This is a genomic window from Microbacterium sp. Be9 (genome assembly GCF_011754135.1).
Taxonomy (GTDB): domain Bacteria; phylum Actinomycetota; class Actinomycetes; order Actinomycetales; family Microbacteriaceae; genus Microbacterium; species Microbacterium maritypicum_A.
In genome coordinates this window covers 652,600-678,873 of the sequence record NZ_WNWT01000004.1, presented here as the reverse complement: position 1 = coordinate 678,873, position 26,274 = coordinate 652,600, and the positions used below count along the sequence as shown (strand labels likewise).

24 protein-coding genes and 1 tRNA gene are annotated in these 26,274 nt (G+C 68.2%); 12 read left to right on the top strand and 13 right to left on the bottom strand.

The window, feature by feature from the left end:
• Positions 1-7: 7 nt before the first annotated feature.
• Entirely contained in the window at positions 8-1,021 is a 1,014-nt protein-coding gene (locus tag GLO27_RS07510; RefSeq protein ID WP_021200409.1) for a DNA topoisomerase IB, read from the top strand.
• Here the strand turns inward: GLO27_RS07510 and GLO27_RS07505 are convergent.
• Both GLO27_RS07505 and GLO27_RS07500 read right to left on the bottom strand, forming a co-directional pair.
• Complete coding sequence (locus GLO27_RS07505; RefSeq protein ID WP_167254263.1) at positions 987-1,994, bottom strand: DUF3137 domain-containing protein; 1,008 nt, start codon at positions 1,992-1,994, stop codon at positions 987-989. The two genes, GLO27_RS07510 and GLO27_RS07505, sit on opposite strands and share 35 nt — an antisense overlap.
• 2 nt (positions 1,995-1,996) lie before the next feature.
• Positions 1,997-2,494, bottom strand: coding sequence for a hypothetical protein (locus GLO27_RS07500; RefSeq protein ID WP_167254261.1), 498 nt, complete (start codon positions 2,492-2,494; stop codon positions 1,997-1,999).
• Between the two features lie 143 nt (positions 2,495-2,637).
• On the opposite strand from GLO27_RS07500, the gene GLO27_RS07495 reads away from it, so the two are divergent.
• Both GLO27_RS07495 and pepN read left to right on the top strand, forming a co-directional pair.
• Entirely contained in the window at positions 2,638-5,100 is a 2,463-nt protein-coding gene (locus tag GLO27_RS07495) for a tetratricopeptide repeat protein (RefSeq protein WP_167254259.1), read from the top strand.
• Between the two features lie 51 nt (positions 5,101-5,151).
• Positions 5,152-7,635 carry an aminopeptidase N gene (gene pepN / locus GLO27_RS07490; RefSeq protein WP_167254256.1) on the top strand — a complete coding sequence of 828 codons (2,484 nt, stop codon included), beginning with the start codon at positions 5,152-5,154 and terminating at the stop codon, positions 7,633-7,635.
• Positions 7,636-7,655: 20 nt separating this feature from the next.
• On the opposite strand, the gene GLO27_RS07485 is transcribed toward pepN, so the two are convergent.
• The 3 genes from GLO27_RS07485 to GLO27_RS07475 form a co-directional block, all read right to left on the bottom strand.
• Positions 7,656-8,582 (bottom strand): serine protease, encoded by a 927-nt coding sequence (locus GLO27_RS07485; RefSeq protein ID WP_208323568.1) that lies wholly within the window; start codon positions 8,580-8,582, stop codon positions 7,656-7,658.
• A gap of 115 nt (positions 8,583-8,697) precedes the next feature.
• Positions 8,698-9,594 carry a phosphotransferase gene (locus GLO27_RS07480; RefSeq protein WP_167254254.1) on the bottom strand — a complete coding sequence of 299 codons (897 nt, stop codon included), beginning with the start codon at positions 9,592-9,594 and terminating at the stop codon, positions 8,698-8,700.
• A gap of 2 nt (positions 9,595-9,596) precedes the next feature.
• Positions 9,597-10,235 carry an MBL fold metallo-hydrolase gene (locus GLO27_RS07475; protein WP_029265478.1) on the bottom strand — a complete coding sequence of 213 codons (639 nt, stop codon included), beginning with the start codon at positions 10,233-10,235 and terminating at the stop codon, positions 9,597-9,599.
• A gap of 150 nt (positions 10,236-10,385) precedes the next feature.
• Between GLO27_RS07475 and GLO27_RS07470 the strand changes: the two genes are divergently transcribed.
• A tRNA-Glu gene (locus tag GLO27_RS07470) sits at positions 10,386-10,458 on the top strand.
• Between the two features lie 66 nt (positions 10,459-10,524).
• Here the strand turns inward: GLO27_RS07470 and GLO27_RS07465 are convergent.
• The 4 genes from GLO27_RS07465 to GLO27_RS07450 all read right to left on the bottom strand — a co-directional run bounded on the left by GLO27_RS07465 (position 10,525) and on the right by GLO27_RS07450 (position 14,137).
• Positions 10,525-11,766: an MFS transporter gene (locus tag GLO27_RS07465; protein WP_021200417.1), complete on the bottom strand. Its 1,242-nt coding sequence runs from the start codon at positions 11,764-11,766 to the stop codon at positions 10,525-10,527.
• On the bottom strand, positions 11,766-12,314 hold the full coding sequence (locus GLO27_RS07460; protein ID WP_021200418.1) for a helix-turn-helix domain-containing protein: 549 nt from the start codon (positions 12,312-12,314) through the stop codon (positions 11,766-11,768). The genes GLO27_RS07465 and GLO27_RS07460 overlap by 1 nt, the downstream gene beginning before the upstream one ends.
• A 117-nt stretch (positions 12,315-12,431) precedes the next feature.
• Positions 12,432-13,580: a DUF4349 domain-containing protein gene (locus GLO27_RS07455; RefSeq protein WP_167254252.1), complete on the bottom strand. Its 1,149-nt coding sequence runs from the start codon at positions 13,578-13,580 to the stop codon at positions 12,432-12,434.
• Positions 13,577-14,137, bottom strand: coding sequence for a sigma-70 family RNA polymerase sigma factor (locus GLO27_RS07450; protein WP_029265475.1), 561 nt, complete (start codon positions 14,135-14,137; stop codon positions 13,577-13,579). The genes GLO27_RS07455 and GLO27_RS07450 overlap by 4 nt, the downstream gene beginning before the upstream one ends.
• 289 nt (positions 14,138-14,426) lie before the next feature.
• Between GLO27_RS07450 and GLO27_RS07445 the strand changes: the two genes are divergently transcribed.
• Entirely contained in the window at positions 14,427-15,431 is a 1,005-nt protein-coding gene (locus tag GLO27_RS07445) for a TerC/Alx family metal homeostasis membrane protein (RefSeq protein WP_021200421.1), read from the top strand.
• Between the two features lie 39 nt (positions 15,432-15,470).
• Here GLO27_RS07445 and GLO27_RS07440 read toward each other — a convergent pair whose 3' ends face one another.
• Positions 15,471-16,067: an LON peptidase substrate-binding domain-containing protein gene (locus tag GLO27_RS07440; protein WP_167254250.1), complete on the bottom strand. Its 597-nt coding sequence runs from the start codon at positions 16,065-16,067 to the stop codon at positions 15,471-15,473.
• A gap of 36 nt (positions 16,068-16,103) precedes the next feature.
• On the opposite strand from GLO27_RS07440, the gene GLO27_RS07435 reads away from it, so the two are divergent.
• Positions 16,104-16,601: a DUF427 domain-containing protein gene (locus GLO27_RS07435; protein ID WP_021200423.1), complete on the top strand. Its 498-nt coding sequence runs from the start codon at positions 16,104-16,106 to the stop codon at positions 16,599-16,601.
• 19 nt (positions 16,602-16,620) lie between these two features.
• Here the strand turns inward: GLO27_RS07435 and GLO27_RS07430 are convergent, their stop codons facing one another.
• Both GLO27_RS07430 and GLO27_RS07425 read right to left on the bottom strand, forming a co-directional pair.
• Positions 16,621-17,934 (bottom strand): LLM class flavin-dependent oxidoreductase, encoded by a 1,314-nt coding sequence (locus GLO27_RS07430; RefSeq protein WP_021200424.1) that lies wholly within the window; start codon positions 17,932-17,934, stop codon positions 16,621-16,623.
• A complete protein-coding gene (locus GLO27_RS07425) occupies positions 17,931-19,226 on the bottom strand; it encodes a PLP-dependent transferase (protein WP_021200425.1) in 1,296 nt (431 codons plus the stop codon). The genes GLO27_RS07430 and GLO27_RS07425 overlap by 4 nt, the downstream gene beginning before the upstream one ends.
• Before the next feature lie 191 nt (positions 19,227-19,417).
• Here GLO27_RS07425 and leuC point away from each other — a divergent pair, with 191 nt between their 5' ends.
• The 6 genes from leuC (at position 19,418) to GLO27_RS07395 (ending at position 25,769) form a co-directional block, all read left to right on the top strand.
• A complete protein-coding gene (leuC, locus tag GLO27_RS07420; protein ID WP_021200426.1) occupies positions 19,418-20,863 on the top strand; it encodes a 3-isopropylmalate dehydratase large subunit in 1,446 nt (481 codons plus the stop codon).
• A gap of 3 nt (positions 20,864-20,866) precedes the next feature.
• Positions 20,867-21,463, top strand: coding sequence for a 3-isopropylmalate dehydratase small subunit (gene leuD / locus GLO27_RS07415; RefSeq protein ID WP_021200427.1), 597 nt, complete (start codon positions 20,867-20,869; stop codon positions 21,461-21,463).
• A 66-nt stretch (positions 21,464-21,529) separates the two neighbouring features.
• On the top strand, positions 21,530-22,897 hold the full coding sequence (gene murA, locus GLO27_RS07410; RefSeq protein WP_021200428.1) for a UDP-N-acetylglucosamine 1-carboxyvinyltransferase: 1,368 nt from the start codon (positions 21,530-21,532) through the stop codon (positions 22,895-22,897).
• Positions 22,894-23,658, top strand: coding sequence for a lysophospholipid acyltransferase family protein (locus GLO27_RS07405; RefSeq protein ID WP_167254248.1), 765 nt, complete (start codon positions 22,894-22,896; stop codon positions 23,656-23,658). Before murA ends, GLO27_RS07405 begins: the two co-directional genes overlap by 4 nt.
• Positions 23,648-24,781, top strand: coding sequence for an NAD(P)H-dependent glycerol-3-phosphate dehydrogenase (locus GLO27_RS07400; protein WP_167254246.1), 1,134 nt, complete (start codon positions 23,648-23,650; stop codon positions 24,779-24,781). The genes GLO27_RS07405 and GLO27_RS07400 overlap by 11 nt, the downstream gene beginning before the upstream one ends.
• Positions 24,687-25,769: a D-alanine--D-alanine ligase family protein gene (locus GLO27_RS07395; RefSeq protein WP_167254244.1), complete on the top strand. Its 1,083-nt coding sequence runs from the start codon at positions 24,687-24,689 to the stop codon at positions 25,767-25,769. The genes GLO27_RS07400 and GLO27_RS07395 overlap by 95 nt, the downstream gene beginning before the upstream one ends.
• Positions 25,770-25,791: 22 nt before the next feature.
• Here the strand turns inward: GLO27_RS07395 and GLO27_RS07390 are convergent, their stop codons facing one another.
• Complete coding sequence (locus GLO27_RS07390; protein WP_021200432.1) at positions 25,792-26,274, bottom strand: DUF3515 domain-containing protein; 483 nt, start codon at positions 26,272-26,274, stop codon at positions 25,792-25,794.

Here is a 26,274-nt window from a genome sequence, read left to right as displayed (position 1 = left end):
CAGCAGCATGGCGAGACTGATCCGTGTGGTTCCGGGGGAGGACCCGGGCTTCCGACGTGTGCGATCCGGATCCGGATTCCGCTACGTCGACCCGGCCGGTGAGACGGCGCCCGAGGCCGATCGGGAGCGGATCCACGACCTCGTGATCCCACCCGCGTGGCATGACGTGTGGATCGCGGCCGACCCGCTCGCGCACATCCAGGCGGTCGGCGTCGATGGCGCGGGACGCAAGCAGTACCTCTATCACCCCCTATGGCGAGTCACCCGGGATCGCCGGAAGTTCGTGCGGGCGCTGGATCTCGCGGCCGCGCTTCCTCGAGCGAGGGCCCAGGTCACCCGTGCGCTCGCGCAGGAGGGGCAGACGAAGGAGCGCGCCCTCGCCGTCGCCTTCCGGCTTCTCGACGATGCGGCCCTCCGCATCGGGTCGGAACGGTATCTCGTCCGCCACGGGAGCCGCGGTCTCACCACACTGCGGAGGCGGGATGTGCGGGTGGAGGGGAGTGAACTGGCGCTCTCGTTCCCTGCCAAGAGCGGCCGTACGGCGTCGATCGAGATCACCGACGAGACGCTCGCCGAGGCGTTGACCGACTTCGCCGCGGGGAAGTCTGCGGCCTTCCTGCTTGCGTACCGCCGAGGGCGTCGGCGGGTACGCATCACACCCGCCGAGGTCAATGCGTACCTCCGAGATGTCACGGGTGCCGCTTTCACGGCGAAGGACTTCCGCACTCTTCACGGCACGATCATCGCGGCCGACGCCCTCGCTCGGATCGGTGAGCTCGACAGCCGCAACCACCGGAGCCAGGCGGAGCGCCTCGCTGTGCAGGCGGCGGCGACGGCGCTGGGCAACACGACCGCCGTCGCACGCGGAAGCTACATCGATCCACGGGTGTTCAGTCAGTACGCGCGCGGACGGACACTCGATCTCTCGGTGACCCCTGAGACGGCCATCCGGCGTCTTCTCGGCGGACCGCAGATCTCGCGTAAGGTCACCCGACGAAGTGCAGCCAGACGACGGCGATGAGCATCGGCACCAGGGGCGTGGCCACTGCCAGGAGAACGGGCCACCATCGCACGCGCGTGTCGACCCCGCGCGCCCGATCGGCGAGAGTGTCGCCGTCGCGGCGGTAGGACGCCGGGTCCAGCGGTTCGGCGGCCTCGTCGCGATAGAGCATGGTGCGGCGTCCGAAGCGGTCGTACAAGGCAGCGATCACGGCGAGGAAGTCGCGCAGCTCTTCATCGTCGGTCAGGTCGACGGCGGGGAAGTACACGTGGAGCGTGCTGTCAATGATCTCCAGATCGAGGTCGGCGCTCTGGTCGAGGAGCACGACCATCAGGTCGGGTGTGAGCACGTAGAGCGCATCCGTCTCGTAGCCCGCCGGCACCGAAACCTCGAAGACGTCGCTGAAGTCGCCCTCGAGTCGAATCCGGGACGCGCCCGTCGGACGTCGGGGGAGCACGCTGAGTGCGCCGCCGCCGCGCCGTGATCGGAGCGTGATACGCGGCGCTTCGGAAGGAAGGGGGATCCGCACCGCCCGCACCGTGTGCATCGTCGCCCCCTCGCGGTCGCCGACGACGAACGTGCGCTCGATGCTGTCGAAGGGGAGGGCCGCGTGTCGCGCGTCCAGATGATCCCGTGCGGTTCGGGCGCCGCGATCGATCTGCTCATCGATGGAGCCACCCCACACGCGGTCGCCGATATCCGTGCGGAACTCCCAGCCGAGTGTCTCTGCGACGGCGGCGAGAGCGGCCCGATGTCGATGATGCCGGCGAACGGCGATCGTCGACGAGGCGACGATCGCCGCGCAGAGAAGCATCGCGGCGACCTGCGCGAGCACGAGCGTCGCGCCGGTCAGGCCGAAGCCCACGGGCAGCAGGTAGAACGCGATCACGGCGGCGATGCCGACCGTGGCCAGCGACGACCCGATGAGGGCGAGGCCGCCCGGCACGCGCTCGTCGGCGTGCGGGGCGGACTCGCCTTCCAGGAGCGTCGGCACCGTCAGGGCTTGTACACGATGGCGATGTTCAGCTGATCGCCCTCACGTGCCCACGCGAGCCAACGCGGCTCGACCGTGCCGGTGAGTCGCTGGATGGGGATCACGTAGATCCCCTGGTCCAGCCGGCTCAGAGCGCGGAACTCGGGCTTCTTCGAGATCCAGATGGTGCCGCCCCCGTCCCAGGGCTCGAGGCAGGTGTACACATAGCCGTGTGCGCGCAGGTTGACCTGGTCGGCGAGGGCATCCGCTTGTTGCCGGAGTTCGGAGACGACCTCCGCGGGCACGATTCCGTCGAGGGCGAAGGCCGCGACGTCGTACACGTTCCCCTCGCCGTAGTCTCGTGTGGTGAGCAGCGTCAGCTCCGTGACGCCCTTGTCGGAGGTGCGGGTCCACAGTGCGTGCGAGCTCTTGGCCCGCTTGTTCATCAGGAACCCGCCGAAGTTCATCTTCTGAAAGGAGAAGTCGTCGAGTTTCGCTGCGATCACTGCACGTGTCGTCATGGGGTTTGTCTCCTCGTCCGGGAGGTCGCGGTCGGCCTCTCCGTCGAGCGAGCATAGGGGTGATGAGCACAGGGCCGTCCGACTCCGAACGAGCCCGAACGGCCGCCGTCCGTCGCCGCGACGGCGTGCCATAGGCTCGACCCATGCCCGCGCCGCGCACCCTCGACGAGCTCTGTCTGGGGCTCGGACGGATGCGCGCGAACGCGGGATCACCGTCGTATGCCGAGATCGCCCGTCGCATCGGCGGCCTGCGCGACGGCGCAGAGCCGCCCAAGGTGACCGTGTACGACTGCTTCCGCCCGGGGCGGAGGCGACTCGATGAACGCCTGGTCGGCGACATCGTGCTCGCCCTCGGCGGTGACGATGCCGAAGCCGGCATCTGGCGGGAGAACGCGCGTCTCCTCAACGGTGAGAGAGCGGGTGTGCACGTCGAGGTGACGCTCGATGTTCGGGACGCGGCGGGAGCGGACGTCGGACGGGAAGAGCTGCTGGCCTCGGTCCCCGAGGCCGAAATCCTCCTCCTCACCGGTCTGCCGGGAGCGGGGAAGACCACTCTCGCGACGGCGTTGGCCGGTCCGTCACCCGTGCTCACCGTGCATCTGCGCGAATCGGACGTGGATCGTCCCCGAGCCGACCCGATCGACGTCCTCCGGCGGATGCTGGGAGCCCTCGGCGTCCGCTCTCTTCCTTACGAGCTGTCGCGGCTGCGCGAAGGGCTGCAGTCCGCGGCGCGAGGCATGACCGTGATCATCGAGGACGCGGGCGATGCCAGGCGTCTCGCCGCGCTGCTCGTCCCCGGTGTGCGATTCATCGTGACGACGCGCGTCGACCTTGCCGACCTGGAGGAGCGGATCTCGGCGATGGGTGCACGCGTGGCGCGGGTCCTCGTCCCACCGATGACGAGCGCCGAAGCCCTCCGACTCCTCACCCATCTCCTCCGGGGGGATGACGCGTCGTCAGGGGCCGATGCCGACGCCGACGTGAACGTGCACGCGGATGCGCTGCGCCGCATCGTCGCCGTCGGCGGGGGTCTCCCTCTCGATCTCGCGATGCTGGCGGGGATCGTGCGGGAGCACGAGGGCTGGTCGTTCCAGGATCTCGCATCGCGGTTCGAGCACGAGCCTCGTGATCTGCGCATCCGCTCCGTCCTGGAGGCGGCGACCCGGTCGCTGTCCCCCTCCGAGGAAGCCCTGCTCGCGGACGCCGCCCTGTTGGACAGGGACATCGACGAAGGAGTGCTCCTGGCCGCGGGCGGGGCATCGTCCGCCCTCGATCTGCACCGGCTGCACGCCCGCCATCTGGTCGAACTGCGCGACGGCCGAGTGCGCATGCACGACACGGTCTTCGCCTTCGCTGCGTCTCGGTCACGATCACTGCGCCCGTCGTCCACCCGCAGAGGGTTCGTGGAGAGGTCCGCGTCTGCGGTGCTCGCGCGGATCCACGAAGATCCCGACTTCGCCGCACGTGCGGTCACGACGGTGCTCGCGGTCGCGGCGGCGGCCCGCGAGCACGGCCTCGACTCCTCGGTGGAGCGGCTGGCGATCGAGGCGCATCCCGCGCTCTCACGCTGGTCGTTCTGGAACGAGTCGCTGCGGCTGCACGACCTCGCGTCGCGAGGAGAGGGGCTCGACCTGGTCCCGGACATCGCCCTCGGCATCGCGCACTGCGCCGAGAAGCTCGGGCGCCTCGACGAAGCGTTGGTGACCCTGAATCGCGTGCGCCGCATCGCCTCGGGTGCGGCGCTGGCGCGCACGTGGAATCAGATCGGCAACGTGCAGCGCTGGATGAGTCACCTCGATGAGGCTGTGGAATCGTACGAACGAGCGATCGCGCACGCACGGGACGCGGGGGACCGGATCGTCGAGGGCCGTGCCACCGGGAATCACGCCGACACCCTTCGTATCCTCACCCGCTATCCGGAGGCGCTGGAGCGCTACGCGAGTGCCCTGTCCATGGCGCAGGCCGAAGGCGATGAGCTCAACATCGCCGTCGTCCGTGGCAACCGCCCGCTCCTGCTCCTCGCCATCGGTCGACTCGATGACGCGGAGGTGGAGCTGCACGGGCTGTTGGACGAGTCGAACGGCGAGCCGCTGCCCTTCGTCCGGCGCACTCTGGCCCTCGTCGCAGAGGCACGAGGCGATGATGTGCGCGCCCGCGAGCTCTGTGCGACTGCGATGCAGACGCTGGCGACCGCGGGCGAGTATGGGACCTCTGCCGACCTCGTGCTCCTGCACGCGCGCATCGACGGACGAGCGGGAGATGTCCGGAAGGCGACGGCTGCCGCGGAACAGATCCTCCGTGAGGCGGAGCGCGCGGGCTCGCCGTTGATCGCGACAGAGGCTGCGAACTCCCTCGCCGAGATCCTGCTGTCTGCGAACACGGAAGACGCGGCGGATGCGGGCGCGGTCCTGCACGAGGCTGAACGACACGCGCAGGAGGCCCGGAGCATCGCAGAGGCGACCGGTGATCGTGCCGAAGTGGCACGAAGCGATGCGATCCTCTCGTCCATCGCGCGGGTGCGAGAAGACGAGGAGTCCGCCGAGGCACGCGCTCACGCTTCGGCACAGGTCTACGCCGAGATCGGGCATCGTCTCCAGAACGCCTGATCCGTCGCACGAGGGTCTGTCCGCCTCGCCTCCGGATGCCAGGATGGAAGCATGGACACAGCCAACCTCACCCGCGAGGAGACCGCAGCGCGATCCGCTGCCGTTACCGTGCACCGCATCCGCGTCGAGCTCGATCTGACCGGAGCGCCGGAGCGTGCTCGGACCGGGTTCCCCAGCGTGACGACGCTCGAGTTCGACGCGACCACCGACACGACGTGGCTCGACTTCATCGGCGAGGGCGTTCAGCGGGTCTCCGTGAACGGGGTCGACCAGGAGATCGTCTATGACGGGGCACGCATCTCGCTCTCCGGGCTCGCCGCGTCCAACCTCGTGCGGGTCGAAGCGGTCGGAACGTACAGCCGTTCCGGTGAGGGACTGCATCGCTTCCACGACCCCGTCGACGATGAGACCTATCTGTACACGCAGTACGAGCCGGCGGATTCGCGACGCGTCATGGCATGCTTCGAGCAGCCCGACATGAAGGCCGAGTACACGTTCGTGGTGGACGCGCCGACCGGATGGGAGGTGCTCTCCAACCAGTCTCCGACGCATACCGACCTCGGCGTCGGTGTGCAACGTGTGGAGTTCGCCCCCACGCTGCCGATCTCGAGCTACATCACCGCCGTCGCTGCGGGACCGTACTCCCGCGTGGATGGGGAGTGGCAGCGCGGCGAGCAGAGCGTCACGCTCGGGGTGTTCGTCCGGAGGTCGCTCGCTCCGCACCTCGAGGCCGAGGAGATCCTCGAGGTCACACGCCAGGGTCTCGACTTCTTCACCGACGCCTTCGCCTCCCCGTATCCGTGGGGCAAGTACGACCAGATCTTCGTTCCGGAGTACAACCTCGGTGCCATGGAGAACCCCGGTCTGGTCACGTTCACGGAGTCGTACCTCTCCCGCGGCGCGGCGACCGATGCGCAGCGCGCGGCTCGCGCCAACACGATCCTGCACGAGATGGCCCACATGTGGTTCGGCGATCTCGTCACGATGACGTGGTGGGACGATCTGTGGCTCAAGGAGTCTTTCGCCGACTACATGGGAGCGCACGCCTCAGCGGTCGCGACGCGCTATCACGATGCGTGGGTCAAGTTCGCCGCGAGTCGCAAGGCATGGGCGTACCAGCAGGACCAACTGCCGACGACGCACCCCATCGTGGCGGACATCACCGATCTCGAGGCCGCCAAGCTGAACTTCGACGGGATCACCTACGCCAAGGGTGCCGCCGTGCTCAAGCAGCTCGTCGCATTCGTCGGAGACGAGGCCTTCTTCGAGGGAGCGCGGCGCTACTTCGCGGCCAACGCGTTCGGCAACACCACCCTCGACGACTTCCTGGTGCAGCTGAGCGCGGTGTCGGGGCGCGACATGAGCGACTGGTCCGCGGCATGGCTGCAGACGTCCGGCGTGTCGACGCTCTGGACGGAGACCGACCCAGAGGGACGACAGATCCTCGTGCAGACCGACCCACGGCCGCATCGACTCCGGATCGGGCTGTACGAGCGCATGGACGGTCGTATCGTCCGCCGTGAGCAGCGCGAGCTCGACGTGGTCGGAGAACGCACGGAGCTCGACCTGCCCGAGGCCGATCTCGTTTTGCTCAACGACGATGACCTCACATACGTCAAGGCGCGTCTCGACGAGGGCTCTCTCGTCACCGTCGAGGAATCCCTCTCGGCGATCGACGATCCGCTGGCCCGTGCACTCGTCTGGTCGTCGTTGTGGAATGCGACGCGGGACGGCGAACTCGCCGCGCAGCGCTATCTCGCGATCGTCCGCTCCCATGCGCCTCACGAGTCCAATATCGGGCTGCTGACGGGAGTCCTCGCGAACGCGATCTACACGATCCGCCATTATGTCTCCGCGACCAGCCGCGAAGAGGAGCAGCGGACGTGGACCGACGGCGTGTGGAGCGCGCTGGTATCCGCCGAGGCCGGCAGTGACGCGCAGCTCTCCTGGGCACGGGCGTTCGCGACCGCATCCGCTTTCGACGACGAGCATCATGCACAGGTGCGAGCACTGCTCGAGGGTGATGCGCCGGAGGGACTCGTCATCGATCCCGACCTGCGCTGGCAGCTGCTCAGCGCACTCGTCACCACCGGACATGCCGACCTGGCCGATGTGGCGGTCGAAGAGCAGCGGGATGACACGGGCGACGGTCGAACAGCCGCACGCCGGGCTCGGGCATCGCGCCCGGATGCGGCGGTACGTCGCGACGCGTGGCAGTCCGCCTGGGAGGATCTCGCGCTCAGCAACGATCACCTCGATGCCGAGATCAGCGGCTTCCGGGCCGGCGGGCGGCGCGACCTGATCGCCGGGTTCGACGCGGAGTACTTCGCCAGGATCGTCCAAGCCTGGGACGAGCGCAGCATCGAGATCGCACGACGGCTGGTCATCGGTCTGTTCCCTGCCGGGGACTCCCTGGATGCCGTCGACGCGTGGTTGGCTGCCAACACAGCGGCGCCGGCGGCATTGCGGCGTCTCGTGGTCGAGCAGCGCGACCACCTCGCGCGGGACCTCCGGGTCAGGGCCGCACAGGACTGAGCCTGCGCGGCCCCGGCTGCTCAGCGTCCGAGGGCCTCCTTCAGGGCCTTGCCTTCGCTGCTCTCCGCCATCGTGTCCCACAGGTCGGCAGAGCTCAACGAGACGTACACCCCAGGCGCTCCTTGTCCGCCGCATCCGTCCCCGTAGGAGACGACACCGATCTGATAGGCGGTCTCGCGAGCGGGCGGCTGGCGGAAGAGGGGGCCGCCGCTGTCGCCCTGACAGGAGTCCTTGCCGACGACCCCGGCGCACAGGTTGACGTCGGGCCGGAAAGCACCGTAGCTGAGCTCGCACTCGGCAGTCGCGAGCATCGGCACCTGTACCTGACGAAGACGGTCGGGGAAGTTGGCGAGAGCGGTGTCCGTGTTCCCCCAGCCGATGACGGTCGCACTCTGACCGGGGCGCAGCAGGGCGTCCGTCCCCTTGGTCGGCAGCTTCACCGGGACGATGCCCTGGACGGGCGCGTCCAGCACGAGGAAGGCGACGTCATAGGCACTGTCGCCGGCGAGGTAGCGAGGATGGACGATGGGCTCGGCGCCGGGGGACTCGGACAGCCCGCGTTCCTGTCCCTGCGTACCGTCGGACAACACCGTACGCCCCACGACCACCGAGACGCCGTCGACGTCGATCGTCGGCAGACCGGTGAGGGAGTCCGTGCCGGTGACGCAGTGCGCTGCGGTCATCACCAGCGTCGGGCCCAGGAGCGAGCCCCCGCAGAAGGATTCGCCGCCGGCCTGGAGCGAAGCCATGAACGGGTAGGCGTCGTTCGGGACCGCCTGGCCCCCGATGATGCGCGACAGCGCGCGCTCGTCCTGGTCCGGTGGGGTCGTGCCGTCATTCGTCGTGGCGCCTGCTGCGGGCCCGATCAGCAGGCTGGCGCAGATGACGGCGGCGCCGGTAATCCCGGCGCCGAGAATCTTCTTCGTTCTGGATCGTACGGTCGTCATGGTGATCTCCGTTCAGATGAGTGATGGGTAACACGCTACTGCGCAGTCAGTACACCATGTCCGAAAACCTGTGGCAAGGATGAGCCCCGAACGTCGGGCGCCCGCCCGCGCGGCATCAGCAGGAGGAGGAAACTCCGGACAGCTCCAGAGCGGTGTCGTGGCCGAGCGCGCGCAGGTCCTCGCGATCGTCGCTCGAATGGCAGAGGATGGCCGCGACGGCTGCTGCCCAGGCGCGAGCGCGCATCCAGGTGGCGTCGTCGTATCTCGATGCCGTCGCGCGCCGGAACACGTGTCGGCCTTCGGTGTCGAAGGCGAGCCACCCCGCGGCGAGATCGTAGGCGGGATCGCCCGAGGTCACATCACCGAAATCGATCAGTGCGGAGAGGCGGTCGCCGTCGACGAGGATGTTGCCGGGGTGCAGATCACCGTGGATCCAGGTGCTCTCGGCTGCTGGTGCGGCGTCCAGGCCCGTCTGCCAGAGGGCGTCGAGAGGCTCCGCGAGCGCTGGGGCGAGGTCGGCGAGGCGCGAGCGGATGCTCTCATCGCGAGCACTCAACGGGACGCCGCGCATGGGGTTCCGGGGCGCATCGACGGGCGCGTCATGGTGCAGGGCGACGAGCACCGCGGCGAGGTCTGCCGCCCAGGAGGTGTTGTCGCGACGGGCGCGACCGAGCGCGTGGCTTCCCGGAAGCCACGGCACGATCGACCACGGCCAGGGGAACATCGGCGTGGGTGCGCCGGCGAACACCGGAAGAGGGGTGCGGACGTTCGTGGGGGCGAGGCGGAGGGCGATCGCAGGAAGGGCGCGCTGTTCGTGCCTGATCAGAGGCGCCGCGCGTTCGCGGCGGGGGATGCGCACCGCGAGGTCGGGCCCGAGGCGCCACGTGACGTTGTCCCATCCCTCAGCGACGCGTGTCAGGGGAAGCGCTGCCCATTGTGGCGCGACACCGTGGAGGAGCTCTCGCACATCACGCTCGGCGAGGGTGAGCTCGGCGGCAGGGGAGTCCGCCATGTTCAGAGATCGAGGGATTCGCCGGGCTCGAGGACGAAGAACTCGCCGCCGCCCTGCTCCGTGGCCCACTGCAGTCGCTGTCGGTGCATGTTCCTGCCGATCACGGACAGCGTCATGTCGTGGGTGCCGAACGCGCGGCGCGGGGCGACAGCGAGCACGTAGTCCATCGCGTCACCGATCTTCAGCCAGGGGGCGCCGAGCGGCGCGGCCAAAGTACCGACGGCGACACCCTCGGGAACCGCGTAGGAGTCGCCGGGGTAGTAGAGCTCGTCGTTCACGAGGACCCCGACGTTCTCGACCGTCGGGAGAGAGGCGTGGATGACCTCGTGCGTTCCGCCGAAGAATCGCAGAGTGAATCCGCCGATCTCCACGGTGTCGCCGGGGGAGACCACCGTGATGTCGTATCCCTCGGCCGCGCGGGCGACACCCGCGGGCGCGAAGATCGGCGTTCCGGGCGCTGCGCGGAGGAGGCGGTCGAAGTGATCGGTCGTCCAGTGGTCCGGATGCTCATGGGTGATCACGATTCCCACCAGATCGGTGAGGTCGTTCAGGGGTGCCGTGAACGATCCGGGATCGATCAGAAGGGTCTTCTCGTTCGCATCGAGACGGAGGGCGGCATGTTCGAACTTGGTGACGCGCATGGCATGAGTCAACTCCTTCAGGTCGCCCACGGCAAACGGAATCGGTGCGCCACGCCCGGGATTCGTCTCAGGGCGGCGCCGATTTGGCGCAGTGAGAATCGCCGTGGCATACTTGAACGGTTGTCGCGCGACGGAAACGTTTCGCCAGACGGCCCCATCGTATAGCGGCCTAGTACGCTGCCCTCTCACGGCGGTAACGCGGGTTCGAATCCCGCTGGGGTCACACAACAGAGAAAGCCTCCGGTTCGCCGGGGGCTTTCTTGTTTCCGCCGTCCACGTGCCCGTGCGCTCAGACTGCGGGTTTCAGCGACATCGCCCGGAAAGTCCGATTGCTCAAGGGCAGGATCATCAGCGCCATCATCGCGCCGCCGAAAATGGTGAACGGCACCCAGAGTGCGGTCGCGGAGGCGAGTGCGCCGAATCCGGCCATCGCGAGCGGCATGAGGCAATCGTCGCCGAGACGGGTGAGGGACCCCATGCGACCGAGATATGCGGTGTCGACGGTCGCCGAGAACGTCGCACTCAGCAGCACCGATGCGTACCCCGCGGTGGCGCCGATGACGAAGGCGGCGGTACCGACGGTCCATGCCGGCCCGAAGCCGAGCGCCACGATTCCGGCGCCCTGCACGACCAGCGCCCAGAAACCTGCCCGTGCCTCGTGCCGCGGGCGCCACTTCGCCACCGACACAGCCCCGAGTGCGGCGCCGAGGCCGAGCAGCGCCTCGAACAGGCCGACAGCCTGGGCGCCCCACCCCTCGTCATGCGCCCTCAGGGCGAGCCCGATCCCGACGGCGGGTCCGACGGCCAGGTTCAGTCCCGAGAGGGCGATCACGAGCGTGCGGGTCGTGGGGTTCGCGGAGAGATGGGCGAACCCGCGCGCGATGCCGCGCAGAGCGGTCTCCTTCTCCGCACGGGCGAGACGGAAGCGGGGGCGCAGCCAGATCGCGATGAAAGCGACCACCAGTGTGAAGGTCAGGGCGTTCACGGATGCGCTTCCGGCGAGACCGGCGTGCGCGACGACGAATCCACCGATCGCCGCGCCGCCCATGGTGCCGAGCCGAGACGCCGTCTGCGCTGCAGCGCCGTAGCTGGGGAGGTCGACGGCTCTGACCAGCTGGCGGGCGATCGTGCCCGCCGACGGCTCGTAGAACGCATCGCAGACGCCGAACGCGATCGCGGCGAAGAGCAGCACGGCGACAGAGGGAGGAGTCGTGAGCACCCAGACCGCGACGGCGACCAGCACGCCGACCCGGAGCACGTTGAACACGAGCATGATGCGACGGGCGTCTGCGCGGTCGGCGATCACGCCTCCGAACAGCAGGATCACCGCCCGGGGCACGGTTCCCGCGGCGACGATCAGTCCTGCGACGGCGGGAGAGGCGACCTGCACGGCCGTCCAGGCGAGGGCGATGGTCCAGAGAGCGTCGCCGGCATCCGAGAGCGCCTTCACGCCGATCCACGCGTGCACCAGGCGATCGCGGCGGAAGGCGGGGGGCGCGACGATCTCGACAGGGTCGCTGACGGTCGACATCACGGCGCCGTCGGGAAGGCGTGCGCGAACACGAAGACGGGAGCGCGGTCCTGGCCATCGTCGAGGTCGATGTCGTCCTGCCACGCGCGGATCGTCGTGAGGATCCGCGCGGAGAGGTCCCGCAGTTCCTCGGGTGACGCCCAGGCTGTGGTCTCGGTGTTCGAGCCGTCGTACCCGGCGAAGGCCGGATCGTGGCGACTGCGATGCCAGCGCTGGAGCCGATCGATCTGCATCCGGATGCCCTGTCGCTGGGCCTCTCTGGCGAGCAGGGCATCGGCGGGCGAATCGGCGTAGTCGTCGGTCGACCAGGTGAGGCCCCGACGCGCGACCTTCCACCAGCTGGTGCGTCTGTCGCCCGCAGGATCCGGGGCGCGTTCCACGACACCGGCGCGCTCGAGCATGCGCAGGTGATGGCTGATGCTGCCGACCTGACTGTCGAGTGCGCGGGCGATCGCGGTGACCTGCGCCGTGCCGTACAGGAGCAGGTAGTCGTAGATGCGGCGGCGCAGCGGGTGATGCACGGCGGTGATCACGGAGATGTCTTCCACGGCAGACGACGCTAATCGCGGTTCACAAGATGCACAAGTGTTCTTGTATAAGCCGGAAAATCAAGAAGGGGCCAGCTCCCGTCACAGGGAGACGGCCTCTTCCTGACACCGCCCGCGTCAGGCTTCGACGATCGTCTCGTCTGATGTCGTCGCGCCGGCGAGGCGTCGGTTCCGTCGTGCGCGGCGGAGGAACCAGACGACGAGCACGACGGCGCCCGCGATCACGAGCCAGGGGAGGAGGAAGCCCAGGGCGATGACCAGCGCGTTCAGCGACACGACGAGCCCGTTCCATCCCGCCGTCAGCCCGTCGACGAAGCCGGCAGGGTCGGCGGTGGTCGGCGTGCTCGCCTTGGTCAGCTGCACCTGCAGCGATGACATGGCGACCTGATCGTCGAGAGCGGCGAGCTGCTGCTCATACGATTCGAGCTGTGCCTGGCGGTCTGTCAGCGCCACCTCGGCTTCGATCAGCTCGGCGACGGTTCCCGACTGCGCCATCAGCTGCGTGAGCCGCTCGACCGACGCTCGGGTGGAGTCGACGCGCGCCTGGAGGTCGATCGCGACCGATGTCACGTCCTGCTTCGACGTCGACGACGAGAGCACGTCGCCGGTGTCATCGAGAGCGGCGATCACGTCGACCAGATCAGCCGACGGCACCCGGATGCTGATCCAGCCGTACGCCGAATCGGCGGGAACGGGGGCCGGCTCGGAGGGGCCGTCGGCGGCGATCGACTTCCCGATCTCCGTGCTCTCGACGTAGCCGCCGTGCTCCTCCGCCAGGGCGGCGATCGCCGTCGCGGCATCGGGAATGCTCTTCACCTGGACCGTCGCCTGCGCCGTGGCGATGATCTGGCGTCCGGTGTCGGCCTCCGCGGTGCCGGACTCCACCGTGCCGGGGAGAGTTCCGTCCGTGCCGGAGCTCAGTGCGCCGTCGGGCAGCGATTCGGGTGTGATCCCGGTGATCCGCTCGGGGGAGGAAGGAGCGGAATCGGCAACGGAGCCGCCGGACGTGCTCACGCCGTCGGCCGTGACAGAGGTGCCTCCGCCGACGGCACCGAGGATCGGCGGAGTCACGAGCACACCCACGACGAAAGCCGCAGCGATGCCTGCGCCGGTGAGCCAACGCCGATGGCGCGTCCGCGATCGCGCTTCCCCGACGTGCGCAGGGGCCCGCTCGGTGGCGATCTCGGCGAAGACCGCGTCTTCGATGCGGGAGATCGTCTCGTCCGAGAGCTCGGGCAGGTCGCCGCTGGTGGTCTGTTCGTTCATGCGTCTCTCGCTTCCGTGACGGCGCCCCGCAACTGCGTGCGCACTCGGGAGAGACGATTCCGAACGACCGCGTGGGTCACCCCGAGCTCTTCGGCAGCCGTCTGATAGGCGTAGCCCTCCGACGCGCACAGGCGGAAGATCTCGCGGTCCAGCTCGCTCAACGTGCCCACCTCCTGCGCGATCCGCGCTGCCAGCTCCGCCGTGATGACCTGTTCCTCGACGCTCACCGTGTCCGGCAGCAGGGTCTCATCGACCGCCTCCGCGGTGTGCGCCTGATCCCTCCGACGTTGGCGAACTCGATTCGCTGCCTGGAAGCGACAGATCGTGGCCAACCAGGGCAGGATCGACTCGCCCTGGAGCTCCAGACGGGGGAGTTTGCGCCAGGCGACGACGAACGTCTCCTGCGTCACATCCTCCGCGTCGGCCGGCGAGGCGAGGATGCCGTGCGCGATCCAGTACACAGGTCGCACGTGTGTGCGGTACAGCTCGCGGAAGGCGCTCTCGTCGCCCGCCGCGGCCTGCGCCGCCCATCTCTGGTCATCTGTCTGCAGGGGCATCCCGGTTCCGTTCGGTGTCTCTCACAGGGAGAGTGTCGATCGACGCCCCATCGTCTCAGATTCGATGCGGGAGCCGGGGGTCGGGTGGGGCGCGAAGATTCGGGCGTCATCCGCTCCCGCTGATGCCGAGGCTCCGGTAGCATTGCCCGGGCGAGAGGGAGTATCCCGAATCCGCGCGTAACGTCATCACGAGCACCGTCATCGCTGCTCCGGGCGCGCGCCGCACGTCAGTGCGGGGGAGAGACTTTCGACTCATTCCCGACCCCTCCGCGAAAGGTGCAGTGCGCCCTTGGACATTCCCGTCTGGTTCGAGATCACCTCGATGATCGTCCTCACGATCATCCTGATCGGCGACCTGCTCCTCATCCGGCTCCGGCCGCACATCCCGTCGACGAAGGAATCCACACTCTGGGTGGTCTTCTACGTGGGCCTCGCGCTGTTGTTCGCTGTGCTCCTCGGAAACGTCGGGGGCTGGCAGAACGCCGGCGACTTCATCACCGGATGGGCGTTGGAGTACAGCCTCTCCATTGACAATCTGTTCGTCTTCGTGCTGATCATGGCCCAGTTCGCCGTTCCGCGACGGCTGCAGCAGCAGGTCTTGATGATCGGCATCATCATCGCGCTCGTCCTGCGAGGGCTCTTCATCCTCGCCGGCGTCGCGATCGTCGAGAACTTCTCGCCGATCTTCTACATCTTCGGCGCCTTCCTCATCTGGACCGCGATCCGCCAGGCCATGCCGGACGGCGACCACGAGGGCGAGGTGCAGCGTGAGAACTTCATCGTGCGGCTGCTGCGTCGCCGGGTGGACATCAGCGAGACCTACGACGGCTCGAAGATCCGCACCACGGTGGACGGCAAGCGCATGTGGACGCCGATGGTCATCGTCTTCATCACCATCGGTGTGACCGATCTGATCTTCGCGATCGACTCCATCCCCGCGATCTTCGAGATCACCACGAACGGCTTCCTCGTCTTCGCCGCCAACATCTTCGCGCTGATGGGGCTCCGCCAGCTCTACTTCCTGCTCGGCGACCTGCTCGACCGGTTGCGCTACCTGCACTACGGCATCGCCGTCATCCTCGGTTTCATCGGCATCAAGCTGATCCTGCACGCCCTGCACGTCAACGAACTGCCGTTCATCAACGGCGGCGAGCACGTCGAGTGGGTGCCCGACATCAGCAACATGGTCTCGCTCGGCGTGATCCTGGCCTCGATGACCATCGCGACGGTCGCAAGCCTGATCGCGTCGTCCCGTGAGAAGCGCGTGGCGAGGCGATCCACCACCGTGGAGTGACGCCGGCGGCGGCACGCTCGCCAGCGGACGCCTCTCCTCTCATCCGCGTGACCACAGAAGCTCGGCGTCCAGGGTGAGGTCGATGATCTGACGAAGCAGCCCACCCATCGTGGTGGAGTTCAGCAGTGCATATCTGTCGTACTCGCCCAGGGGAGCGATCGCCGCGAGCTGCCAGGCCGCGGCGACCGGCTCGTCCGAGATCTCGGTGTCGGCGTCCCACTGCGCTCCGGGGGCGCGTGCGAGAGTGCGGCGCACGATCGCCTCGGCTTCGGTGCGGAGCGGAGTGAGCTCGTCGTTCCATTCGAGCGCGGACAGCGACGTCACCTCGGCGCGGGGGAAGGGGTCGTCATCGAGCCACTCCTCGACAGCGAAGCGGTCGGTGCCGACGGCTACGGCGAGCAGCGCATCCGCACCGGCGGATACGTTCACCAGCCGGGCCATCGTCCCGATACGACTGCGCCGATCACCCCCGCCGACCTCGTGACCGCGTTCGATGAGAACGACCCCGAATCGAGGGTCCTCCTCATCCAGGAGCCGGCCGATCATCGTGAGGTAGCGCGGCTCGAACACGCGGAGGGGGAGCGGCGTATGCGGGAAATGCACGGAGCCGAGGGGGAACATCGGGATGACGGTCACGGCACCAGTCAACACCGAGAGACGTAAAGTGAACAGATGCGTCGACCTCGCCCCATCGCCCCCGCCGCCGGACAGGAATCCGTCTGGGACTACCCGAGGCCCCCGCGCGTCGAGCCGGTCACGGAGCGCGTCACGATCCGCCTCGGCGGAGACCTGATCGCCGATTCCCGTCGTGCGGTGCGCGTGCTGGAGACGAGCCACCCTCCCGTGTATTACCTTCCGATCGCCGACTTCGTCCCCGGTGCACTGGTCGAGGCCGATGGCGCATCGTTCTGCGAGTTCAAGGGCGCGGCCCGCTACTTCGACGTGCGCAACGGCGGCACCGTGCGCCGGGGCGCCGCCTGGAACTATCCGAATCCGACACCGGGATTCGAGGCGCTGACCGATCGGATCGCCGTGTACGCGGCCCCGATGGACGAGTGCACGGTGGGCGACGAGATCGCGACGCCACAGCCGGGTGGGTTTTACGGCGGCTGGGTCACCTCGTCCGTCGTCGGCCCTTTCAAGGGCGATCCCGGTTCCCTGGGCTGGTGACCGTCGGTCCTACCGCCGATCAGAACGCGCGCAGGTTCGCCTGCAGGCCACCCTCTGCGTACTCGCGTCGGAGGATCCCGCGGCGACGCAGAACGGGTACGAGCTCATCGAGCGTCCGGTGCAGCGTCACGGGGTGGAAGTCGCCCCACAGCAGCACGCCGTCGTTGCCCCAGTCGCCGAGCTCCTCGATCAGGTCTGCGAACTCCTCGGCGGTGCCGACGAATCCGGTGCGATCCTTGAGGCGACCGGCGCGGGCGAGCGCGCTCAGATGCGCACGCAGCGGGGCGTCCTCCCCGCGGTCGCCGATCAGGCGCTGGATGCTGCCCCGCGAGACATGGGCGCCGAAGATCGAGAGGTCGAGCGGCCGGTCGAGGTCGAGTGACGTCAGGTCGGTCTCGAGATCACTCGACTGCTTGCGGGCGATCTGCACGAGCGCGGCGTCGTCGGGGTGCGTAGAGGCCGCGACGATGCGATCGGCTTCGTCGCTCGACGACGTGATCACGGGCTGGATGGCGAAGAGGATCTTGATGTCGTCCGGACGTCGGCCTCTCGCGACCGCCGCCTCGTGCACCTTGGCGCGGTAGTCGCGCACGGACTTCTCGTGCAGGGGGGCGAGCGCCAGCTGTACGTCGGAGTTCGCACCGGCGAAGCCGAGTCCTCGGCCCGAGCCGCCGGGCGAGACGATCGCGGGTTCCCCCTCGGTGAACGGCACGGCGTTCAGCGGTCCGTCGAACGCGAAGTATTCGCCCCGGTGCGTGACGGCCCGCAACCGCGTGCCATCGGCGAAGACATCGGTCTCGCGGTCGGCGACGAGGGCCCCGTCATCCCAGCTGCGCCAGAGCGAGCGGATGCCGGTGAGCCATTCCTCGGCGCGGTCGTACGCTTCGTCGTGTCCCAGCTGCGTCGCGTCGGAGAAGTGGCGGGCGCTGCCGGTGTCGGTGACGACGTTGAGTCCGAGCCGGTGACCGCTGAGGTGCTGCAAGGTCGCGAACTGCCGCGCCGCCGTGTAGGGGAGGGAGGCGGCGGGATTCACCGTCGGGACCACGCCGAGATGCCTGGTCGCCTGGAAGAGGTACGGCGCGAGGAGGAGCGGATCATGCTTCGGCCCGCCGAAAGCGTGCCGCACCCGCAGGTCGATCGTCGAAGGCGATCCCAGAGATGGTGCGTCCTCGATGATGACCAGATCGAACCCGGCCTGTTCGAGCGTCCGCGCGGCTTCCTGATAGATCTCGGGACGCGTCCAGTCGTAGTCCCAGTCGAGCGACGGATACCCCCAACCCTGCGGGCCGAAGCCACGGGCGAGGAACCAGCCGAAGTGCTGAGGGCGGGTCATGCCACCGTCTCCCGCACACCCTGGAGCACGCGAGACAGGTCGGAGAGAAGATCGTCGACGTCCTCGATGCCGATCGACAGGCGGAGGGTTCCCGGTCCGACGCCGAGGATCTCGCGTTCTTCGTCGGTGCGCTGCGCATGACTTGTCGTCCCCGGATGCAGCACCAGCGAACGGACGTCTCCGATGTGGGTCATGTGGGTGAAGACCTGGACATCCTCGACGAAGCGGCGCGCTGCGGGGAGTCCGCCCCGAAGGGTGAAGGTGAAGATCGAGCCGGAACCGCCGTCGAGGTAGCGCTTCCCGAGCGCGTGGTCGGGGTGGGAGGGAAGTCCGACGTAGTCCACGCTCTCGACGGCCTCGTGCTGCTCCAGCCACCGGGCGATCTGCAGAGCATTGCGGGACTGACGCTCGACCCGGAGTCCGAGCGTCTCCACGCCCTGTCCGATCAGGAAGGCGTTGAGCGGCGAGGGAGAGGCGCCGAAGCGCGGAGCCACCGACTCCCTGGCGTACGCGATGCGGGCACGACCGCCGTGTCGCGCGAAGACACTGGGCGTCTCGCCTCGACCGGGAAGTACGAGGTGGGGGGCGTTGTGGCCCGCCAGCTCGGCGTCGAAGCGTCCGTCGTCGACGAGCACGCCACCGAGCACGGAACCGTGACCGGCGAGGAACTTCGACGCGGAGTGGACCACGATCGCCGCTCCGTGCTCGAGAGGCCGCAGCAACGCAGGCGTGGCCAGCGTGTTGTCCACGATGAGCGGGATGGCGTGCTCGTCGCCGATGCCGCTGACGGTGCCGATGTCGAGCACGTCGTTGCGCGCGTTGGCGAGCGATTCGGCGAACAGCGCACGGGTGTTCGGGCGTATCGCCGAGCGCCAGGCCTCCGGATCGGCGATGTCGTCGATGAACGTCGTCTCGATGTCGAGCCGTGCCAGGTTGTCGAGGAACAGGCCCCTGGTGCCTTCGTAGATGTGCGTGGACGACACGATGTGATCGCCGGCGCCCGCGACGGTCAGCAGGGCTGTGGCGACCGCCGCCTGGCCGCTGGCAACGAGTACGGCGTCCGCTCCCGATTCGAGGGCGGCCAGTTGCCGTTCCACCGCGCGCACCGTGGGGTTGCCGGTGCGCGTGTATCCGAAGCCTGTCCCTGTGCGGAAATGATCGGCTGCGTGATCGAAGTCGTCGAACTCGAAGCCCGCCGTCAGGTAGATCGGCGTCGCGCGCGACGCCGCAGTCTCGCGGGTTCTCGCCGCATGGACCGCTCGTGTGGCGAAGCGGGCGGAGTCGACGGTCATGCGGTGCCTCTCGGTCGGTCGGGGTGCTCAACAGAGTGTCATGACGGGGAGGAGCATGTCCGAGCGGTGGTAATCTGACGTCATGCGGGCCGTCCTCCTTCTTCTTAGGCGCCGCGACGAGACCTCGTTCTGAGCCCCTCCTCGTCGCGGAGTCCATCGTGGGCCGAACCGCCAGCCACAGGAGACACGCAATGACCACCCCCGCAAACGGTGCCGATTCCGCACGCCGCAGAACTCTCGCAGAGAAGGTCTGGGACGACCATCTCGTCGTGAAGGGTGAGAACGGCGAGCCGGATCTCATCTACATCGACCTACATCTGGTGCACGAGGTCACGAGCCCGCAAGCCTTCGACGGACTGCGCAGCGAAGACCGCCCGCTGCGCCGTCTGGATCTCACGATCGCCACCGAGGATCACAACACCCCGACGTGGGAGATCGACAAGCCGATCGCCGATCTCACCAGCCGTACGCAGATCGAGACGCTGCGCCGCAACGCGGCCGAGTTCGGGGTGCGTCTGCACTCGCTGGGCGACGCCGAACAGGGCATCGTGCACGTGGTGGGTCCTCAGCTCGGGCTGACGATGCCCGGCATCACGGTGGTGTGCGGCGATTCGCACACGTCGACCCACGGCGCATTCGGCGCGATGGCGTTCGGCATCGGCACGAGCGAGGTCGAGCATGTCATGGCGACCCAGACGCTCCCGCTCAAGCCGTTCAAGACGATGGCGATCAACGTCGAGGGGACGCTCCGCCCCGGTGTCACGGCCAAGGACATCATCCTCGCGGTCATCGCGAAGATCGGCACCGGCGGCGGTCAGGGGTACGTGCTCGAGTACCGCGGCAGCGCCATCCGCGCCCTGTCGATGGAGGGCCGGATGACCATCTGCAACATGTCCATCGAGGCCGGGGCCCGCGCCGGCATGGTCGCTCCCGACGAGACGACGTTCGCATACCTCGAAGGCCGCCCGCATGCGCCGAAGGGACAGGACTGGGAAGAGGCCGTCGCGTACTGGCGCACGCTGCCGACCGACGACGGCGCGACGTTCGACGCCGAGGTGTTCATCGATGCCGACCAGCTCGAGCCCTTCGTGACGTGGGGCACGAACCCCGGTCAGGGCAGCTCGCTCTCGGCCTCGGTGCCCGACCCGGCCGAGATCGACGATCCGAACGAGCGCGCCGCCGCCGAGCGTGCGCTGGAGTACATGGATCTGACTCCGGGGACACCGCTCAAGGAGGTGCCGGTCGACGCGGTCTTCATGGGGTCGTGCACCAACAGCCGTATCGAGGACCTGCGTGCGTTCGCCTCGATCATCGAGGGCAAGAAGAAGGCCGACGGGGTGCGGGTCATGGTCGTCCCCGGATCCGCCAGGGTGCGGCTGGAGGCCGAGGCGGAGGGCCTCGACAAGGTCATCAAGGACTTCGGGGCGGAGTGGCGCTTCGCCGGATGCTCGATGTGCCTCGGGATGAACCCCGATCAGCTGGCTCCGGGGGAGCGCTGTGCGTCCACCTCCAACCGGAACTTCGAGGGCCGGCAGGGCAAGGGAGGGCGCACGCACCTCGTCTCGCCGCTCGTCGCCGCAGCCACCGCGATCCGTGGCACCCTGTCCAGCCCGAGCGACCTCACGGAAGGGTTCTGAATCATGGAGAAGTTCACCACTCACACGGGTATCGCGGCGCCCCTGAAGCGCTCGAACGTCGACACCGATCAGATCATCCCCGCCGTCTTCCTCAAGCGGGTCACGAAGACCGGTTTCGAGGACGCTCTGTTCCACGGATGGCGTCAGGATCCCGATTTCGTTCTCAACCAGGCGCCTTTCCAGGGGGCATCGGTGCTTCTCGCCGGACCCGACTTCGGCACCGGATCCAGCCGCGAGCACGCGGTCTGGGCGCTCCGGGACTTCGGCTTCAAAGTCGTGCTCAGCCCGCGCTTCGCCGACATCTTCCGGGGCAATTCGGGCAAGCAGGGTCTGCTCGCCGCGACGATCTCGGAAGAGGATCTCGAGCGGTTCTGGGCTGAGATCGACCGGAATCCCGGGGTCCAGATGACCGTCGACCTCGAGGCGCGCACCGCGTCCATCGGCGACGTCCAGGCCGACATCGGTATCGACGATTACACTAGATGGCGGCTCCTCGAAGGGCTCGATGACATCGGGCTCACGCTGCGCAACGAAGACAAGATCGCGCAGTTCGAGGCCCGTCGCGAGTCGTGGCGGCCCCGAACCCTTCCCGTTCAGTAAGACGGTGGGGGCGGGGGAGCCAGGGGCAACCCGCCCCCGAAATCCGTGAATGAAGTGAGGCTCCGAATGACGACACCTGTGCGCGACGCTCTTCCGGACGGAGTCCCTGCCCTCACCGGAGACGTCCTCGCCATCCGAGGCGGACGTCCGCTTCGCGGCCGTGTCGATGTCAAGGGCGCGAAGAACCTGGCGACGAAGGCCATGGTCGCCTCGCTCCTGGGCGAGACCGTGAGCACTCTGCGCGACGTGCCGGCGATCAGTGACGTCGCCGTCGTGCGGTCGCTGCTCGAGGTGCACGGCGTTCGCGTATCCGAGGGCGATGAGCCCGGTTCGCTCGTGTTCGACCCGAGCGATGTGGAGTCGGCGCACTTCGAGGAGATCGACGCCCACGCGGGAGCCTCGCGTATCCCGATCCTGTTCTGCGGACCGCTGCTTCACCGTCTCGGTCAGGCGTTCATCCCCGACTTGGGTGGATGCCGCATCGGGGATCGTCCCATCGACTTCCATCTGGACGCTCTGCGCAAGTTCGGCGCGATCGTCGAGAAGCTGCCCAGCGGCATCCGCCTCTCGACGGGGGGAAGCCGTCTGCACGGCGCCAACATCCACCTTCCGTACCCGAGCGTCGGTGCCACGGAGCAGGTGCTGCTCACCGCCGTCCGCGCCGAAGGCGTGACGGAGCTGCGCAACGCGGCCATCGAGCCCGAGATCATGGACCTGATCGCCGTGCTGCAGAAGATGGGCGCCATCATCTCGTACGAGCCGAACCGCGTCATCGTGATCGAGGGCGTCGAGAAGCTCCGCGGATACGACCACAGGTCGATCTTCGACCGCAACGAGGCGGCATCGTGGGCATCCGCGGCGCTGGCCACCGACGGCGAGATCTTCGTCGGCGGCGCCAAGCAGCAGGAGATGCTCACGTTCCTCAACGTCTTCCGCAAGGCGGGCGGCTGGTTCGACATCCAGGAAGACGGCATCCTCTTCCGTCGCGACGGCGACATCAAGCCCGTCGTGATCGAGACCGACGTGCACCCCGGCTTCATGACCGACTGGCAGCAGCCGCTCGTCGTCGCTCTCACGCAGGCACACGGCCGCTCCGTCGTGCACGAGACCGTGTACGAGAATCGGATGGGGTTCACCGATGCCCTGGTCAAGATGGGGGCCGACATCGTCGTGCACCCCCGTGGTCTCCAGGACGGCCCGCGCCGCGTTCCGCGGCGGGACCTGGAGCAGGCGGCAGTCATCACCGGCCCGACGCCTCTGCATGGCGCGGACATCGTGGTTCCCGATCTCCGCGGCGGCTACAGCCATGTGATCGCGGCACTGACGGCCACCGGCGAATCGAAGGTGTCGGGTGTCGACATCCTCAGCCGCGGCTACGAGAAGTTCCTCGCCAAGCTCGACGCGCTCGGCGCCGACTTCGACGTCATCCGGTGACCGCGGTGACGTCCCGATCATCGGAGACGAAGCGTCCGAGCATCTTCTGGCCGCTCGCGGCGCTGATCATCCCGCCGGTCTCTCTGATCGCGAAGATCCGTGTCCGCGGGGCCGAGAAGCTGCCCCAGGAGGGGTCGTACGTCCTGGCGCCGAACCACTACTCCGAGTTCGATCCGCTCATCGTCGCCGTCGCCGTGTGGCGCTCCGGTCGCGCGCCGCGGTTCATGGCGAAGGAGAGCCTCTTCTCGGTCCCGGTGCTGGGCTGGTTCCTGCACCGCACCGGGATGATCCCGGTCGCGCGGACCTCGTCCGCTGCCTCCGCACGGCAGACGATGAAGCAGTCGGAGGAGCTCGTCGAGCACGGCCGCGGCGTGATCGTCTACCCTGAGGGCACGCTCACGCGTGATCCCGCCCTGTGGCCTATGCGCGGCAAGTCGGGTGCGGTACGCCTGGCCCTCGCCGATGGCATCCCGCTGATCCCGATGGCCCAGTGGGGCACCCAGGCGATCATGGGGCGCTACCAGAAGGGTCTGAGCCTCTGGCCGCTGCGCAAGCCGGTCCAGGTGCTCATCGGCGATCCGGTCGACGTCTCCGATCTGCGCGAGCGTGCCGGAGAGCCGGCGGCCCTCACCGAGGCCACCAATCGACTCATGAACGCGATCACCGCGCTCCTCGAGGAGCTGCGGGACGAGAAGGCACCGGCGGAGCGGTGGAACCCCGCGAGCCATGGGCAGAAGGAGACCGGGCGCCTTGACTCCTAAGAGAACCGTTGCAGCAGGCCCACGGGCCGCCGTCATCGGCTCGGGCAGCTGGGGGACCACCTTCGGCAAGATCCTCGCCGACGGGGGCGCCCAGGTGACGATGTGGGCGCGTCGTGCCGAACTCGCCCAGGAGATCAACGAGGCCAAGCGCAATTCGCGCTACCTGCCAGGGATCAACCTTCCCCGCACGATGGCGGCGACCCACGAGCTCGCGACCGCGCTGGAGGGGGTGGACCAGGTCTATCTCTCCGTGCCGAGTCAGTCGCTGCGCGAGAACCTGAAAGCTCTGCGGCCGCTGATCGCGGACAGCGACGCGAAGATCATCAGCCTCATGAAGGGTGTCGAACGCGGCACCGGATTGCGCATGAGCCAGGTGATCCAGCAGGAGCTGCGGTGTGACCCCGATCGCATCGCGGTGGCTTCGGGGCCGAACCTCGCCCTCGAGATCGCCCGGGAGCAGCCGACCGCCGCCGTCATCTCCTCACGCAGCCAGGAGACGGCGGAGATCGTCGCACGCGCGGCCCGCAACAGCTACTTCCGTACCTTCGTGAACACCGATGTGATCGGTACCGAGTTCGGTGGCGTCCTCAAGAACCTGATCGCCGTGGCCATCGGCATCGTGGACGGTGTCGGCTACGGCGAGAACACCAAGGCGTCGATCATCACCCGTGGACTGGTCGAGATGACCGACTTCGCGGTCGCGAACGGCGCGCACCCGGAGACGCTTCAGGGCCTCGCCGGACTGGGCGACCTCATCGCCACGTGCCAGTCGCCACTGAGCCGCAACAATACCGCCGGGCGACTGCTCGGTCAGGGATACAGCTTCCAGGACGTCGTGAAGCAGATGCAGCAGACAGCCGAGGGACTCGCCTCCGTCGCGCCCATCCTGCAGCTCGCTCGCGAAGCCGAGGTCGACATGCCCATCGTCGAGCAGGTGAAGATGGTGCTCGACGGCAAGATGGATCCGCGAGACATCGCACCCCATCTGACGACGGACGACGACACCCCGCAGGGTGAGAGGACCAACCATGGACAAGCAGACGGTGGTGGTGCTCTTCGGCGGGCGCTCCAGCGAGCATTCGATCAGCTCCGCAACGGCGGGGGGCGTGCTGGGCGCGATTGACCGCGACCGCTACGCCGTGATCCCCGTCGGGATCACCCGTGAAGGAGCGTTCGTCCTCGAGGACGACGATCCGGCGAAGTTCCCGCTCGATGCCGCGCACCTCCCCGAAGTCGTCGACAACGGCACTCGGGTGCTGTGGCCGGAGCCCGGTGGCGACCGCACGTTGCGGGTCGTGCACGCCGATGGCACCTTCGAGGGGCTGGGGGAGATCGACGTCGTCCTGCCCATCCTGCACGGACCCCACGGGGAGGATGGCACGATCCAGGGCTACTTCGACACCCTCGAGGTCCCCTACGCCGGAGGCGGTGTCCTCGATTCCGCTCTGTGCATGGACAAGCACTTCATGAAGATCGCGCTCGAGGCATCCGGCATCGCGGTCGCGCCGTGGGTGACGGTGCGCCGAAAGGACTGGGACCGCAGTGCCGCAGACGTGCGTGCGCGTGCTGCGGGACTCGGCCTCCCGGTGTTCGTAAAGCCCGCCCGTGCGGGCTCGAGCGTCGGAGTGTCCAAGGTCAAGACCGCCGACGAGCTCGACGCGGCTCTGGCGGTGGCTTTCGCCGAAGACGACAAGGTCCTGATCGAAACCGGGGTGAGCGGGCGCGAGATCGAGGTGGCGGTGCTCGAGACCGCTGACGGAGTCAAGGCTTCGCTGCCCGGCGAGATCGTCTTGACGTCGCGGGGCTTCTACGATTTCGAGGGCAAGTACCTGGGCGGTGACGGCGTGGACGTCGTGTGTCCGGCCGAGGTGACGGATGCGGAGTGCGCAGCGATCCAGGAGATCGGCGTCCGCGCGTTCGAGGCTGTCGACGGACGAGGCCTCGCTCGTGTCGACATGTTTCTGACGCCGTCGGGTGAACTCGTGGTCAACGAGCTCAACACGATGCCGGGATTCACCCCGATCTCGATGTTCCCCAAGTGCTGGGTCGCATCGGGCCTGAGCTACGGCGATCTCATCACCGAGCTCATCGAAGCGGGCCTGCGCCGCTGAGATCGGAGTTCCCCGGGGGCGGTCAGCCCGCGGGGAACTCGACGCGGTCCGTGCACTGTCCGGTCGCCGGCTGGAGCCCGGACTGGATGCTCGCCGAGATCTTGTCGACGATCGCCTGGAAGTCGATCTGTTCGCCACGGCGGATCGTCACTTCCACCGCGGGGTCGCGACCGAAGGTGACGAGGCGCTGACGGTCCTCTTCCTGGTCGAGCACGAGCCAGTCGACGCCGCCGAGGGTCGTGCACACCAGGGCCGACGGCGCAGGGGGTTCGACACCGCACCGCAGCACGACTGTGGGGTCGCCCCAGGCACCGGTCGCCTGCGCGTCGGTGAAGACGCGATCGAGTCCGCCGACGGACTCCGGCAGCAGCACCGAGACGTTCGCACACGCCGGATTGTTCGCATCGGCTGCAGGCTCGAGGTGCACGGTGGTCGAGCAGCCGGCGAGCACCGCGGTGAGGGTCACTGCCCCGGCGAGGACAGCGAGGCGACGGGAACGGGGCAT

Excerpts from the sequence above, each read along its gene's own strand:
- GLO27_RS07510 (WP_021200409.1), top strand. The coding sequence starts at position 8 with ATGGCGAGACTGATCCGTGTGGTTCCGGGGGAGGACCCGGGCTTCCGA.
- GLO27_RS07500 (WP_167254261.1), bottom strand. The coding sequence starts at position 2,494 with ATGACGACACGTGCAGTGATCGCAGCGAAACTCGACGACTTCTCCTTT.
- GLO27_RS07495 (WP_167254259.1), top strand. The coding sequence starts at position 2,638 with ATGCCCGCGCCGCGCACCCTCGACGAGCTCTGTCTGGGGCTCGGACGG.
- pepN (WP_167254256.1), top strand. The coding sequence starts at position 5,152 with ATGGACACAGCCAACCTCACCCGCGAGGAGACCGCAGCGCGATCCGCT.
- GLO27_RS07485 (WP_208323568.1), bottom strand. The coding sequence starts at position 8,582 with ATGACGACCGTACGATCCAGAACGAAGAAGATTCTCGGCGCCGGGATT.
- GLO27_RS07480 (WP_167254254.1), bottom strand. The coding sequence starts at position 9,594 with ATGGCGGACTCCCCTGCCGCCGAGCTCACCCTCGCCGAGCGTGATGTG.
- GLO27_RS07475 (WP_029265478.1), bottom strand. The coding sequence starts at position 10,235 with ATGCGCGTCACCAAGTTCGAACATGCCGCCCTCCGTCTCGATGCGAAC.
- GLO27_RS07465 (WP_021200417.1), bottom strand. The coding sequence starts at position 11,766 with ATGTCGACCGTCAGCGACCCTGTCGAGATCGTCGCGCCCCCCGCCTTC.
- GLO27_RS07455 (WP_167254252.1), bottom strand. The coding sequence starts at position 13,580 with ATGAACGAACAGACCACCAGCGGCGACCTGCCCGAGCTCTCGGACGAG.
- GLO27_RS07450 (WP_029265475.1), bottom strand. The coding sequence starts at position 14,137 with ATGCCCCTGCAGACAGATGACCAGAGATGGGCGGCGCAGGCCGCGGCG.
- GLO27_RS07435 (WP_021200423.1), top strand. The coding sequence starts at position 16,104 with ATGCGTCGACCTCGCCCCATCGCCCCCGCCGCCGGACAGGAATCCGTC.
- GLO27_RS07430 (WP_021200424.1), bottom strand. The coding sequence starts at position 17,934 with ATGACCCGCCCTCAGCACTTCGGCTGGTTCCTCGCCCGTGGCTTCGGC.
- GLO27_RS07425 (WP_021200425.1), bottom strand. The coding sequence starts at position 19,226 with ATGACCGTCGACTCCGCCCGCTTCGCCACACGAGCGGTCCATGCGGCG.
- leuC (WP_021200426.1), top strand. The coding sequence starts at position 19,418 with ATGACCACCCCCGCAAACGGTGCCGATTCCGCACGCCGCAGAACTCTC.
- leuD (WP_021200427.1), top strand. The coding sequence starts at position 20,867 with ATGGAGAAGTTCACCACTCACACGGGTATCGCGGCGCCCCTGAAGCGC.
- murA (WP_021200428.1), top strand. The coding sequence starts at position 21,530 with ATGACGACACCTGTGCGCGACGCTCTTCCGGACGGAGTCCCTGCCCTC.
- GLO27_RS07395 (WP_167254244.1), top strand. The coding sequence starts at position 24,687 with ATGGACAAGCAGACGGTGGTGGTGCTCTTCGGCGGGCGCTCCAGCGAG.
- GLO27_RS07390 (WP_021200432.1), bottom strand. The coding sequence starts at position 26,274 with ATGCCCCGTTCCCGTCGCCTCGCTGTCCTCGCCGGGGCAGTGACCCTC.